General features: G+C 62.6%; 14 protein-coding genes. 7 read left to right on the top strand and 7 right to left on the bottom strand.

Annotated elements, in window-relative coordinates:
- Positions 1-58: 58 nt before the first annotated feature.
- The 4 genes from BKY26_RS00475 to BKY26_RS00460 are packed head-to-tail and all read left to right on the top strand — an operon-like array spanning position 59 to position 2,572.
- A complete protein-coding gene (locus tag BKY26_RS00475) occupies positions 59-283 on the top strand; it encodes a twin-arginine translocase TatA/TatE family subunit (protein WP_071688437.1) in 225 nt (74 codons plus the stop codon).
- Positions 284-324: 41 nt separating this feature from the next.
- Entirely contained in the window at positions 325-831 is a 507-nt protein-coding gene (tatB, locus tag BKY26_RS00470; RefSeq protein WP_071688436.1) for a Sec-independent protein translocase protein TatB, read from the top strand.
- Positions 828-1,733: a twin-arginine translocase subunit TatC gene (tatC, locus tag BKY26_RS00465; RefSeq protein WP_071688435.1), complete on the top strand. Its 906-nt coding sequence runs from the start codon at positions 828-830 to the stop codon at positions 1,731-1,733. The genes tatB and tatC overlap by 4 nt, the downstream gene beginning before the upstream one ends.
- A complete protein-coding gene (locus tag BKY26_RS00460) occupies positions 1,730-2,572 on the top strand; it encodes an ATP-binding protein (protein WP_071688434.1) in 843 nt (280 codons plus the stop codon). Before tatC ends, BKY26_RS00460 begins: the two co-directional genes overlap by 4 nt.
- 53 nt (positions 2,573-2,625) lie before the next feature.
- Here BKY26_RS00460 and BKY26_RS00455 read toward each other — a convergent pair whose 3' ends face one another.
- From BKY26_RS00455 to thyX, 7 genes are all read right to left on the bottom strand, one after another.
- Positions 2,626-3,756, bottom strand: coding sequence for a peptidoglycan DD-metalloendopeptidase family protein (locus tag BKY26_RS00455; RefSeq protein ID WP_071688433.1), 1,131 nt, complete (start codon positions 3,754-3,756; stop codon positions 2,626-2,628).
- Positions 3,757-3,885: 129 nt separating this feature from the next.
- Positions 3,886-4,527 carry a protein-L-isoaspartate(D-aspartate) O-methyltransferase gene (locus BKY26_RS00450; RefSeq protein WP_071688432.1) on the bottom strand — a complete coding sequence of 214 codons (642 nt, stop codon included), beginning with the start codon at positions 4,525-4,527 and terminating at the stop codon, positions 3,886-3,888.
- On the bottom strand, positions 4,524-5,309 hold the full coding sequence (gene surE / locus BKY26_RS00445) for a 5'/3'-nucleotidase SurE (protein WP_071688431.1): 786 nt from the start codon (positions 5,307-5,309) through the stop codon (positions 4,524-4,526). The genes BKY26_RS00450 and surE overlap by 4 nt, the downstream gene beginning before the upstream one ends.
- Positions 5,310-5,384: 75 nt before the next feature.
- Entirely contained in the window at positions 5,385-6,119 is a 735-nt protein-coding gene (locus BKY26_RS00440) for a hypothetical protein (protein ID WP_131541730.1), read from the bottom strand.
- The gene (serS, locus tag BKY26_RS00435) at positions 6,112-7,404 is read right to left on the bottom strand and encodes a serine--tRNA ligase (RefSeq protein WP_071688430.1); all 1,293 of its coding nucleotides are present in this window, start codon (positions 7,402-7,404) and stop codon (positions 6,112-6,114) included. The genes BKY26_RS00440 and serS overlap by 8 nt, the downstream gene beginning before the upstream one ends.
- A gap of 617 nt (positions 7,405-8,021) precedes the next feature.
- Positions 8,022-9,086, bottom strand: a complete 1,065-nt coding sequence (locus BKY26_RS19930) for a hypothetical protein (protein ID WP_131541729.1) — start codon at positions 9,084-9,086, stop codon at positions 8,022-8,024.
- Positions 9,083-9,988: an FAD-dependent thymidylate synthase gene (gene thyX, locus BKY26_RS00425; RefSeq protein WP_071688428.1), complete on the bottom strand. Its 906-nt coding sequence runs from the start codon at positions 9,986-9,988 to the stop codon at positions 9,083-9,085. The genes BKY26_RS19930 and thyX overlap by 4 nt, the downstream gene beginning before the upstream one ends.
- An 89-nt stretch (positions 9,989-10,077) precedes the next feature.
- Here thyX and BKY26_RS00420 point away from each other — a divergent pair, with 89 nt between their 5' ends.
- The 3 genes from BKY26_RS00420 to BKY26_RS00410 are packed head-to-tail and all read left to right on the top strand — an operon-like array spanning position 10,078 to position 12,115.
- Positions 10,078-10,983 carry a DUF817 domain-containing protein gene (locus tag BKY26_RS00420; RefSeq protein ID WP_071688427.1) on the top strand — a complete coding sequence of 302 codons (906 nt, stop codon included), beginning with the start codon at positions 10,078-10,080 and terminating at the stop codon, positions 10,981-10,983.
- Positions 10,984-11,003: 20 nt separating this feature from the next.
- Positions 11,004-11,432 (top strand): VOC family protein, encoded by a 429-nt coding sequence (locus BKY26_RS00415; protein WP_071688426.1) that lies wholly within the window; start codon positions 11,004-11,006, stop codon positions 11,430-11,432.
- Entirely contained in the window at positions 11,429-12,115 is a 687-nt protein-coding gene (locus tag BKY26_RS00410; RefSeq protein ID WP_071688474.1) for a DUF1194 domain-containing protein, read from the top strand. Before BKY26_RS00415 ends, BKY26_RS00410 begins: the two co-directional genes overlap by 4 nt.
- Positions 12,116-12,137 lie beyond the last annotated feature (22 nt).

Genomic DNA, 12,137 nt, shown 5'->3' with positions numbered 1-12,137 from the left:
TATATGCGGTGACACTCACGGAGGCGGGTCATGACCGCCCCGGACAAGGGAGACTGACATGCTCAACAATATTGGCCTGCCGGGCCTTCTGCTGATCGCGGTTGTTGTCCTCGTGCTGTTTGGCCGTGGCAAGATCGCGGGCCTCATGGGCGAAGTGGGCAAAGGCATCACCGCATTCAAGCGCGGCGTCCGCGACGGCACCGAGGAAATCGAGAACGCGGCCAATGAAGATGGCGAAGCGGCCCGCGACGTGACCCCCGAACGCGATCGTGAAAACGCCTGATCCCCTGCATGGGATCGGCACAGTCGGGTTGAGGGACTGCCATGTTTGACATCGGCATGTGGGAACTGATGGTCGTGGGCATCGTGGCGTTGATCGTCGTGGGGCCCAAGGACCTTCCCAAGATGTTCAGAACGCTCGGTCAGGTGACCGGGCGCATCCGTGGCATGGCACGCGAGTTCCAGACCACCATGAACGCCGCCGCCAGCGAGACCGGGCTCGACGAAATGGCCAAGGATCTCAAGAAGGCGACCGACATCACCCGCGACCTGCGCAAGGTGACCAGCCCCCGCAAGATGGGCATGGAGGCGGTGAAGAAAGCCGCCGGATCTGCGCTGAATGACGAGGCAGAAGCCGACCGGCCCCTGACCGAGACCGAGAAACTGGCGCAACAGCGCCGACAGGAGGCCGAGGCGCGCGTTGCTGCCGCTCAGGAACGGGCCGCCGCACGCGCCAGTGCCGCCGCCGAGGCCGCCGAGGACGCAGCCGCCATCGCAGATGATGACCTGCCGCCCCCGGCAGAGACCCGCACCGGAACCGCCGACACATGAAAAAAGACGAGATCGAAGACAGCTCCGCTCCGCTGATCGAGCATCTGGCAGAGCTTCGGACCCGCCTGATCTGGTCGGTGCTGGCCTTCGTGATCGCCATGGTGGCCTGTTTCACCGTGGCAGAACCGATCCTGGAATTTCTGTTCCAACCGATCCGCACGATCCTGTTGGAGCGGGGGGAAGACCCGCGGCTGATCTTCACGGCCCCGCAGGAAAAATTCTTTACCCTGATCCGGGTGTCGGTCGTCGTGGGCTTTGGCCTGGCCTTCCCGGTCATTGCCTACCAGATGTGGCGTTTCGTGGCGCCGGGGCTCTACAAGACGGAAAAGAATGCATTTCTTCCCTTCCTGATTGCCTCGCCCCTGTTGTTCCTCGCAGGTGCGGCCTTCGCCCATTTCGTGGTGACGCCGCTGGCGATGCGGTTCTTCATCGGGTTTTCCGACGTGATCCCGGCGCTGACCTCGCTGATCACGGGGATGGAATCCGGCGTCGAACCCGGCTCGAACGAAGAGTTGCAGACCATCTTCCTGGGCTCGGTCAAGGAATCGCTCGATCTGGAGCTGAAGTTCATCTTCGCCTTCGGCATCTGTTTCCAGCTGCCAGTGCTGCTGACCCTGATGGGCAAGGCCGGGCTGGTCTCGGCCGAAGGGCTTGGAAACGTTCGGAAATATGCTGTGGTGGGAATTCTGGTTCTGGCCGCACTCGTGACGCCGCCCGATGTCATCACGCAGCTCATTCTCTTTGTCGTTGTCTACGGGCTTTATGAGATCTCGATCCAGTTGGTGAAGCTGGTGGAGCGTAAGCGCGAGAAGGACCTGCGGGCCGAGGGGCTTTGGGTGGACGATGAGGAGGAGGAGGCCGACACCTCTGCCGAAACTGAAGCCGAGGATAGCTCGAAATGAGCGATAACGGCGACCTGAAACGGATCGCCGAGGCGCTGGAACGTCTGCGCCCCGCGCCCGCCGCAGCGCCGGACTGGTCCGCCGCGACCGCCTTTGTCTGGCACGCCGACCCGGATCGGCTGGACCCGGTCGAGACCGTCAACCGCGTGGATCTCTCGTTGCTTCTTGGGATCAACCGGGCGCGCGATATCCTGATGGAAAACACCCGCCAGTTCGCAGATGGTCTGCCCGCCAATAACGCCCTTCTCTGGGGGTCTCGGGGGATGGGAAAATCCTCTCTCGTCAAGGCGGTGCACGGTGCGATTGAAGCGAATTTCCCGGATCTGAAACTGGTCGAGGTGCAGCGCGAAGACCTGCCGTCGATCGGGCGCTTGCTGGCCATTCTGCGCAAGGCACCCGTGCGGATCATTCTCTTTTGCGATGACCTCAGCTTCAGCCATGACGACCAGCACTATAAGTCGCTCAAGGCGGTGCTGGATGGCGGGGTCGAGGGGCGGCCCGACAACGTGATCTTCTACGCCACGTCGAACCGCCGCCACCTGATGCCGCGCGATATGATCGAGAATGAACGTTCCAGCGCCATCAATCCGTCCGAGGCGGTAGAGGAAAAGGTGTCGCTGTCGGACCGCTTCGGTCTGTGGCTTGGCTTCCATCCTTGCGATCAGGATGCCTATCTGGCGATGATCCGGGGCTATTGCGACGCGTATGGGGTCGAGATCGACGATGAAACCCTGCGCGCCGAGGCCATCGAATGGCAGGCCACGCGCGGCGCGCGGTCGGGCCGGGTGGCGTGGCAGTATTTCACCGATCTGGCCGGACGCAGGGGCGTCAGGATCTGATCGCAACCCACTGACCGAAAAAGAAAACGGCACCCAGTGGGTGCCCGTTTTCGTTATTCGATATAGGGGGTCGGATCGACTGACTCGAACCCTTGCCGAACCTCGAAATGCAGGAAGGCGGGGTCGCCTTCGCCCACATCCGCAATGGTCTGGCCCCGCGAGACCGTGTCGCCCCGTTCCACGCGAATATTGTCGATATTGGCATAGACCGTCAGCAGGTTGCCGGGGTGGCGCAGCACCAGGATCGGCACCTGATCGGTGTCGCGGGTGATGGCCGCCACTTCACCCGCCGCAGCCGCACGAACCGGCGTTCCGGCAGAGGCAGACAGGTCGATGCCTTCGTTCCGGGCGCTGTAGGGGCGCAGGATCTGGCCGGGCACCGGGCGCTGCATCTGCGGTTCCGAATTGGCCGCCGCCGTTTCCTCGGGCGTCGGGGTGGGCGCATCCAATGCCGGGGCCTCGGGCAGTTCCGCGGTCGAGATCGCCTCCGGCAGCGGCTCTGACGCCGATGGCGGCACCGGCGTGGTGGAATTGCCGGGGCTATTGCCGTCAGGGGAGTCCGATGCCTCTTCCAGCACGATCGGGATGATCAGGAACTGGCCCTCGCGCACTGTCAGTTCCGGCCCCAGCCCGTTCCAATCCGCAAGCGACCGCACAGACACGCCATAAAGCCGCGAGACGGAATAGGCGGTTTCCCCGCGCGCCACGCGGTGGCGGACGGGTTCGGCCCCGCCCTGAACCTGCAGCACGGGCGCAGAAGGTGCCGCCGGTGCATCCGCATCCGCCCGGTCGATAGCCGCCGAGGCGATGGAGGTGATATCGGTGGTGCTGGCGGACGCCCCCGGCGGGGTGATCCGGCGGGGCAGGGCCAAGACCTCGCCATCGCGCAGGATGTCGGTCTCGTTGCGGCCATTGAAGCGCGCCAGTTCGCCGGCATCCATGCCGATCCGGTTGGCCACCGTGCTCAGGCTGTCGCCCCGGTTGGCGACGACCACCTGATAGGTGGGGTAGGTGATCAGCCCGAACTGATCGGGTTCAGGGCGGGCGGCGGTGGCCGCCTCGCGGACGGGCGCGGCGGCGTTGATGCCGTTGTTTCGGAAATCGAAGTCGAAGCCACCCGGCGTGTTGCAGGCCGCCAGAAGCGGCAGGGTCAGGCCCAGGGCGAGCATGGGAAATCTGGTCATCGGCACTGCAACCTCAATTCTGTCTGGTTCAAAAGCCCCTTGGACACGGGGTCTTGCCGCGGCAATGGTCCCGCGGCTTTTGCAGGGTTTTACACGCGAATCGCCTTGGGATTCCAGCCCCAAGGCCGTTCAGTCCTGCGCCATGCCCTCGATCAGCGGAACGAAGCGCACCGGGCAGAGCTCGTCATAATGCAGACCTTGCGCGGTCTTGGTGACCTTGATCAGGCTCTGCACCGCGTCCGACTGGCCCACGGGCAGCACCATGATTCCGCCCTCTTTCAGTTGTGCCAGCAGCGGCCCCGGCGGGTCTTCGGCGGCGGCGGTCACGATGATCCGGTCAAAGGGCGCCTGTTCTGGCAGGCCAAAACTGCCATCGCCAGTGATCACGGTGATGTTGTTCAAGCCCATGGAATGAAACAGCTTTTCCGAGTCCCGCGTCAGGCGGCGGTGGCGATCCACCGTGTAGACCCGGCGCGCAAGGTGGCTGAGGATTGCAGCCTGATAGCCCGACCCGGTCCCGACCTCTAACACCTTGTCGCGCGGTTCGACCTTCAGCGCCTGCGTCATCATCCCGACAACCGAGGGCTGGCTGATCGTCTGGCCGGAACTGATCGGCAGGGGCATGTCGTCATAGGCGCGATCTTCGAAATGGCCCTTCACAAACAGCCCGCGATCCACCTTCTCCATGGCACCGAGCGTGCGCGAGTCCGTCACCCCCTTCTGACGAAGGTGGAACAGGAACTGCATTTTCTGCTCGGCATCCCAGGTCATTCGAGCCGCGCCTTCAGATCGGCCAGCAGGTCATGGGCCGTCAGGTCGGCGCGCAGCGGCGTGACCGAGATATAGCCGTCGAGATTGGCCTGTGCGTCGCTGTCCGGCGCGGTCGGGTTATGCTGACTGCCCCCGGTGATCCACAGGAAGCGGCGGCCATTCGGGGCGCTGTGCGGCTGTGCGGAAAAATGCGTGCCCCGCCGAAAGCCCTGACGCACCACGCGGCGGCCCTTGACCTGGCTGGCCGGGACGGGCGGGAAATTGACGTTGTAGAAAGTGCGATAATCTTCCTCGTCCCAGTGCCCATGATCCAGAAGCGCGCGAATGGTGGCGGCCCCGTGCTGCAGCGCCGCCTCGAACGGATCATCCAGTTGCAGGTTGTCAGGTCCAAAATACTGCGACAGCGCGACCGAGGGCACGCCTTGCAAGGCCGCCTCCATGGCTGCGCCTATGGTGCCGGAATACAAGACGTTTTCAGCGGCGTTGTTGCCCCGGTTAACCCCCGACAACACCAGGTCGGGGCGGCTGTCCTTCATCACGTCATGCAGCCCCGCCAGAACGCAATCGGCGGGCGTGCCTTCCGCAGCGTAGCGGTTGGCCCCGAGGCGGGAAATCATCGTGGGGTGCACATAGCTGATGCAGTGGCCGACGCCAGATTGCTCGAAGGCAGGCGCGACGGTCCAGACCTCTCCCTCCGGGCCCGCGATCTCGCGTGCGATGGCCTCCATCACCTTGAGGCCGGGGGCGTTGATGCCGTCGTCATTGGTGATGAGAATGCGCATGAAACCGCCTTTGAAAACCTGCCGATACGCCCTGTTAGCCGAGGGGGCAGGTCCGGTAAAGGGGCGCAAAGGGGTTCAGGCTGTCCGGATGCCCCGCAGGGCCTCCCACACCAGCAGGGCCACGCCTGCGCCGGTGGCCGCCACGAAGGCCGTAGAGCCGCCCAGATTGGCAACGATCACGCCGACCAAAGCCCAGATGGCTGCGATTGCATAGGCGGGTTGCGGCATCACGCGTAGCACCGCCATGGCGGTGAGCAGCGCGCCTGCAAGGCCGATCCAACTGCCGACCGCCGGGGTCAGGGCGGTGAAGCCCACGACACTGGTCGTCAGCGCCACCCAGGACGCTGCCGTCAGCCAGCCAGCCAGTAGGGCAAGCGGGAGGTGCATCCACCATGTCTCTGCCGTTTTCAGGCCCGCACGCAACGCCAGCAGCGCGCCGCCAAGCATGATCCAGATGGTGATCGTGGCCATGACGGGAGAGACCTGCGCAATCCCGATCCAGGCCGCGCCAATGGCTTGTGTGACGAAGAGCGGCCAGCGCGTGGCGTCCCATTCTGCATCCGTGTCGCGTTTGATCAGCCCGTAAAAGGCGTTCAGGATCAACGTGATAAAGATCACACCCCAGATCGAGAACGCATAGCCCGCAGGGGTGAGCGGCAGGTCTTCGACCGGATAGGGGAAAGCCGCCGGATCGAACCCGCCAAAGCCCGAAGACATGGCCGACCCCGCCGCGAAGGCCAGTGCGCCGCAGACGACCGCAATGGCCTTCATCTGGGGCGTGCCGCCGTCGCTTGGCGCAGGATCAGACAAGGGTGCCATCCTTGGCCAGCCGGGTCTTGCCGCCCAGATAGGGGTGCAGTGCCTCGGGCAGATCGACCGATCCGTCCTCCTGCTGACCGTTTTCCAACACCGCGATCAGGCAGCGCCCCACGGCCACGCCGGACCCGTTCAGCGTATGGACGAACTCCGGCTTGCCGCCGCCCGTGGGGCGGAAGCGCGCATTCATCCGACGCGCCTGGAAATCGCCGCAGACGGAACAGGAGCTGATCTCGCGATAGGTGTTCTGGCCCGGCAGCCAGACCTCGATATCATGGGTCCGCCGCGCGCCCGCGCCCATATCGCCGGTGCAGAGCACCACGGTACGGTAGGGCAGGCCAAGCCGTTCCAGAACGCCCTGCGCGCAATCGGTCATCCGGTCCAGTTCCGCGCGGGAATGATCGGGATGGGTGATCGACACCATCTCCACCTTCTCGAACTGGTGCTGGCGCAGCATGCCCGAGGTGTCGCGGCCCGCGCTGCCGGCTTCCGAGCGAAAGCAGAGCGAATGCGCGGTGTAGCGGCGGGGCAGGTAGCTTTCCTCGACGATATGCCCGGCAACGATATTGGTGAGCGGCACCTCAGAGGTCGGGATCAGCCACCAGCCTTCGCGGGTTTGATAGCTGTCTTCGCCGAATTTGGGCAGCTGACCGGTGCCATACATGGTGTCCGACAGCACCAGAACGGGCGGGTTCACTTCGGTCAGACCGTTCTCAACCGTATGAATATCCAGCATAAATTGCGCGAGCGCCCGGTGCAAGCGGGCGACGCCGCCCGACAGCATCACGAAGCGGGAGCCGGAAAGTTTGGCGGCCGTCTCGAAATCCATGCCGTCCTGGGTGGCGGCAAGCTCGTAGTGCTCCTTGGGGGAAAACGCGAATTCCTTGGGCGTGCCCCAACGATGGATCTCCACGTTGTCGGCCTCGTCCGTTCCGTCCGGCACATCCTCATGGGGGAGGTTCGGCAGCGCCTCCAACAGCGCCTTCAGGGCCGCGTCCTTGGCCTTGGCATCCTCCTCCAGCCGCGCGATTTCGTCTTTCTTTTCAGCGACTAAGGCGCGGAGCCGTTCGAACTCCGCCTCATCGCCAGAGGCCTTGGCCTTCCCCACATCCTTGGAGGCCGCATTGCGCTCGGCCTGCGCGGATTCCGCCGCAGAAATGCAGGCACGGCGCTCTTCATCCAGCGCTAGAATGGCGGGCGATTGCGCGGGCAGGCCACGGCGGGCCATGGCGGTATCAAAAGCGGCGGGGTTGTCTCGGATGGCGCGGATATCGTGCATTCTGGGCCTCTTTCGGCGGGCGTTTCGCAGGTTCTATGCCCGAAACCGGGGCGGGTTTGAACCCTGAAATGAGGGGGGCGCCATGCGTACACCCCCCGTACACCCCTCATGCACCCCCCGTACAGACAGATCGGGGGTTTGGGGCGGGGTGTCCTGCCCGCGAAAGGGGGGAGGCTCGCCTGCGCAGGGGTGACAGGGGGAGCGCCATCGCCGACGCGCGCGGGGGCGAACCAACCGCTGATCCGAGCGCTTTATCCCGGCCAAGTCTGGACGGCCTCAATCGTCCGCGCAGGTGTCAGCCAAATCGCCTCCGCATGGGGGCGGTGAGGGGGGACCGTCGCGCCAGTGGCGCGGCGTAAGCCCCCCGAACGCGATGGCGCGCGACGCACCCCCAAGCGCCATAGACGACGCGCGCGGGGGCGATCCAACCGCTGATCCGAGCGCTTTATCCCGGCCAAGTCTGGGCGACCTCAATCGTCTGCGCAGGTGGCAGCCAAATCGCCTCCGCGTGGGGGCGCGTCGGCGATGGCGCGGCGGCTTCGCCTTTATTCCGCGCGGGGAGGGGATTGAGGGGGGGAGGAGGGTGGGCAGAACTGCTCATCATACGCTAGCTTCAACTAGCGTTCGATCCTAACCAACATTTCATCTAGCTTTCGCGAAAGGACGATCACCGGGTCATCACCCGCTTCAGCTAAACGCAACATTTCGCAGAGATCATCGTCACAGACATCCATAATCAATTTCCCATGCTCTCTCAGTGAACCTCGTGCGGCTTTCGCAGCGTTCTCAGAGAATCCCTTTCTGGAAATTATTATTGCAACCCCTCTCATCGCGGTCTTGAAGAGATACCTTTCAGTGGAAAAGATTTGATCTTGCCCAAGCTGAGCTCTATAGTTTTTGAATTCGAAAACAACATAAATAGAAGAAAAATGATCTCTAAGTATTTCCCAAAAATCATGATTCGAGTTTATTCGCACCACAAGATCGTTAATGGACATGCCAGTGTCTGATCTTTGCTGCTTCGACCAAACGCTTAGGTGTTCTCGGAAAACATTTTTCAACGCCCGTTCACAGAGATCCTCGTAACTCTTCGCAGCCTCACGCCCAGTTTTGAGATTCTTGAACTCGCTACACGAAACTGAATCTCTCCTATTAGCAAGAACAGGCTGCTCAGTTCTTCTGTTAAGCAAGCCAAGCGAAAAGAGCTCCTCAGGAGGAATTTCGTTGCCCCTGCCTTGGGCTTCTGAAAATGGGGCTATCTCTTGAGCGATTTCCAGAAGCTCATCTTCTAACTCCGTGCCCTCAACGATCCAGAGTAGATTGCTTAAATCAATAACTACAATATGCGGAAATTCAGCCTTGAGCTGTTCTTTGGCTCTCAGTGGCAGTCTGGAGTTGATAATGACAATTCCAACCTCCGTTTCATTTTTGAGTAGCCCAACTACATGCCTAGCGGCATTTCTGATTTGCCGCGTTGCACCGGAATCCGAAGCGCTAATTTTCACTTCGACAGGTATAGAAACTTTAAGATTTCTGACAGTGAAGTCGGCTCGAAATCTATCATCATTTAGTGACTCTTTGAATATCTCGAATCTGTCAGAGGCCTCCGATTGCAATATTTGGTATATAAAGCCCTCAAAGCGCGAGTATAGCTCTGGAACTCTTGATTTTTCCCACCTCACCCAAACACCTCCACAAACTCCCGCCATTCCCCGGCACTCATCCCAGACGTCTCCTGCGTCACCGCTTCGCCGGCGAGCCGCCGTTTGATCACCTCGACGCCCTTGCCGCTGAGGTTCACCCCGCCCATCCGGTAATCCTCGAACGCGCCATAGGCGGCGGGGACCCAGTCTTTCACCATCTCGGCAATCGCCACGGCATAGACGCGGATTTCATATTGCGCATGGGCATCGGCGCGCAGGCGCAGGAAGTGGAAGAGGTTGTGCAGGTCGGTCTTCCAGTACCATTGCGTGTAGACATTGGCGGGCAGGTTCATGCGGGCGAGTTCTCGCGCCAGACCCTGCTGGCCGTCCTGGGACAACATCGACTGGTAATTGTCATAGGCGCGGGTCGAATCGTCCTTGAGGATGCGCAGCACGCGCTCGGCCTCCTCCCCCTGCAGCACGTCGCCCCGGCCTTGGTTGTTGACGGTCGATTGCGCGGCGAGCGCGTCGGGGGCGGGGATGTAGAACTCCCGATCCAGGATCGAGTAGCGGGCGGAGTATTCGTTGACGTTGGCGGTGCGGTGGCGGATCCACTGGCGCGCGACGAAGACGGGCAGTTTGACATGCAGCTTGATCTCGCACATCTCGAACGGGGTGGAGTGCCAGTGGCGCATGAGATAGCGGATCAAGCCACTGTCATCACGGGCTTTTTTCGTCCCGGCGCCGTAGCTGACGCGCGCCGCCTGCACGATGGCCGCATCGTCGCCCATGTAATCCACCACCCGCACGAAGCCATGGTCGAGAACCGGCTGCGCGGTATAAAGGTGCTTCTCCATCCCCGGGGCCACCGCGCGCAAAGTGGGTTGCGCATTTTCGCGGGCTGCGGTGATATCGGCCAATTGATCGTCGCTGAGCGGCATCGTTTTTCTTTCTTCTTCGGGGAATCGCACGTTTCCCATATTTTGCCCCACCGGGGCGCAGGACCGCAAGATAAAGGGGCATTTTGAGCATGGCAGATCGCGGAACCGCTTTCCTGGAACGCCGCATGGGGGATTGGGCGCGGGCGCGTCTGCACCCTTACGCGGCGGAATTCATCATGTTCGTGCTGAAACAGGGATGGGCCGCGATGTTCGGCATCCTGTTCCTGGTCGCCATTATCGGCACCAAGGCCGTGTGGCAGGAGGACTGGGCGCTGGCGCGATACGATGCGCTGTTCCTCTTCGCGGTGGCAACGCAGGTGGCGTTCGTCTGGATGCGGCTGGAGGAATGGGAGGAGGTGAAGGTGATCGCGCTCTTCCACCTGACCGGCACGGTGATGGAGATCTTCAAGCTGGCGCAGGGGTCGTGGGACTACCCGGAACAGGGGATTTTCGAACTGGGGGGCGTGCCGCTCTTCTCAGGTTTCATGTATGCCAGCGTGGGCAGCTACATCGCCCGCGTGATCCGGATTTTCCACATGGAATTCGCGCCTTACCCGCCGTTCTGGACGACGCTGCTGCTGGCGGGCGCCATCTATGGCAACTTCTTCGCCCACCATTTCCTGCCCGATATCCGCATGGGGTTGTTCCTCGCCACCGTGCTGCTGTTCTGGCGCACCCGCATCTGGTTCTTCCCCGGCACCGATCCGCGCTGGATGCCCCTGCCGGTGGCGGCGGGGCTGGCGGCGGTGTTCATCTGGATCGCCGAGAATATCGGCACCGTCACGCGCACCTGGGCCTATGCGGGGCAGGGGCAGTTCGACATGGTATCGCTTGGCAAGCTGGGGTCGTGGTACCTGCTGCTGTACGTGAGCTTCGTGACCGTGACCCTCATCATGCGCGATGAGCTGAAGCCGCATCCGGTGCGCCCCGCCCCACGAGAAATTTATCGCGGTCCCCACGCGACAAGTGACACTGGCCGCGCTACCATTCCCTGAGATGAAACAGGGAAGTTGGAATGGCTCTCAAATATCTACACACCATGGTCCGCGTGAAAGACCTGGAGGCCAGCATGGCCTTCTACGCGCTTTTCGGGCTGACCGAGATACGACGTTGGGACAGCGAGGAAGGCCGGTTCACCAATGTGTTCATGGCAGCGCCGGGACAACCGGAATGCCCGCTGGAGCTGACCTATAACTGGGACGGCGATGATGGACTGCCCTCGGACAGCCGCCATTTCGGCCATCTCGCCTATGGGGTCGATAATATCTACGAAATGTGCCAGCACCTGATGGACAATGGCGTGGTGATCAACCGCCCGCCCCGCGATGGGCGCATGGCCTTCGTCCGGTCGCCTGACAATGTGTCGGTGGAACTGTTGCAAAACGGCGAGGCGCTGCCCCCGGCGGAACCCTGGGCCAGCATGGGCAATACCGGGCATTGGTGATCCGCGCCGCCCTCCTGGCGCTGGTCACGGCGCTGCTTTCGGGCCCGGCTGCCGCGCAGCAGACCTGTCGGCTGGCGCTTTTGCTGGCGCTGGATGTCTCGGCGTCGGTCGATGACGCCGAACATCAGATCCAGCGCAACGGGCTGGCAGCTGCGCTTCTGGCGCCCGAAGTGCTCGACCCGCTTCTGAACGGGCCGGGCCCGGTGGCGCTGGCGATCTATGAATGGTCCGGGCGCTTCCAGCAGGACGTGATCTCTGACTGGCGGCTGGTGACGTCCCGCGCGCAGGTGCTGGAGATCGTGGAGGAATTGCAGACAACCCCGCGCACGACCGGAGAGTTCCCAACGGCCATCGGCTACGCGATCGGTTTCGCCGCCACGATGTTCGAGCGCGCCCCGCCTTGCCTTTTCCAGACCCTGGACGTGGCGGGGGACGGACAGAACAACGATGGCTTCGCCCCGGCGCTGGCCTACCAGCATTTTCCGCTGGATGGCGTCACCGTGAACGGGCTGGCCATCGGCGGGGCCAGTCGACAGATCGAGCAATATTTCGCAGAGGAGATCATCCGGGGCCCGGGGGCCTTCGTGGAACACGCGCTCAATCACCAGGAATTCGAAGCCGCCATGCGCCGCAAGCTGGAACGCGAGCTGCGGGTGATGGTGCTCGGCGCGCTCGATCCCTGATCCTTTCAGCTTGGTTTCAAAC

This window comes from Nioella sediminis (assembly GCF_001879695.1).
Taxonomy (GTDB): Bacteria; Pseudomonadota; Alphaproteobacteria; order Rhodobacterales; family Rhodobacteraceae; genus Nioella; species Nioella sediminis.
The sequence above is the reverse complement of the archived record's forward strand: the minus strand, read 5'-3'. Positions and strand labels throughout refer to the sequence as shown.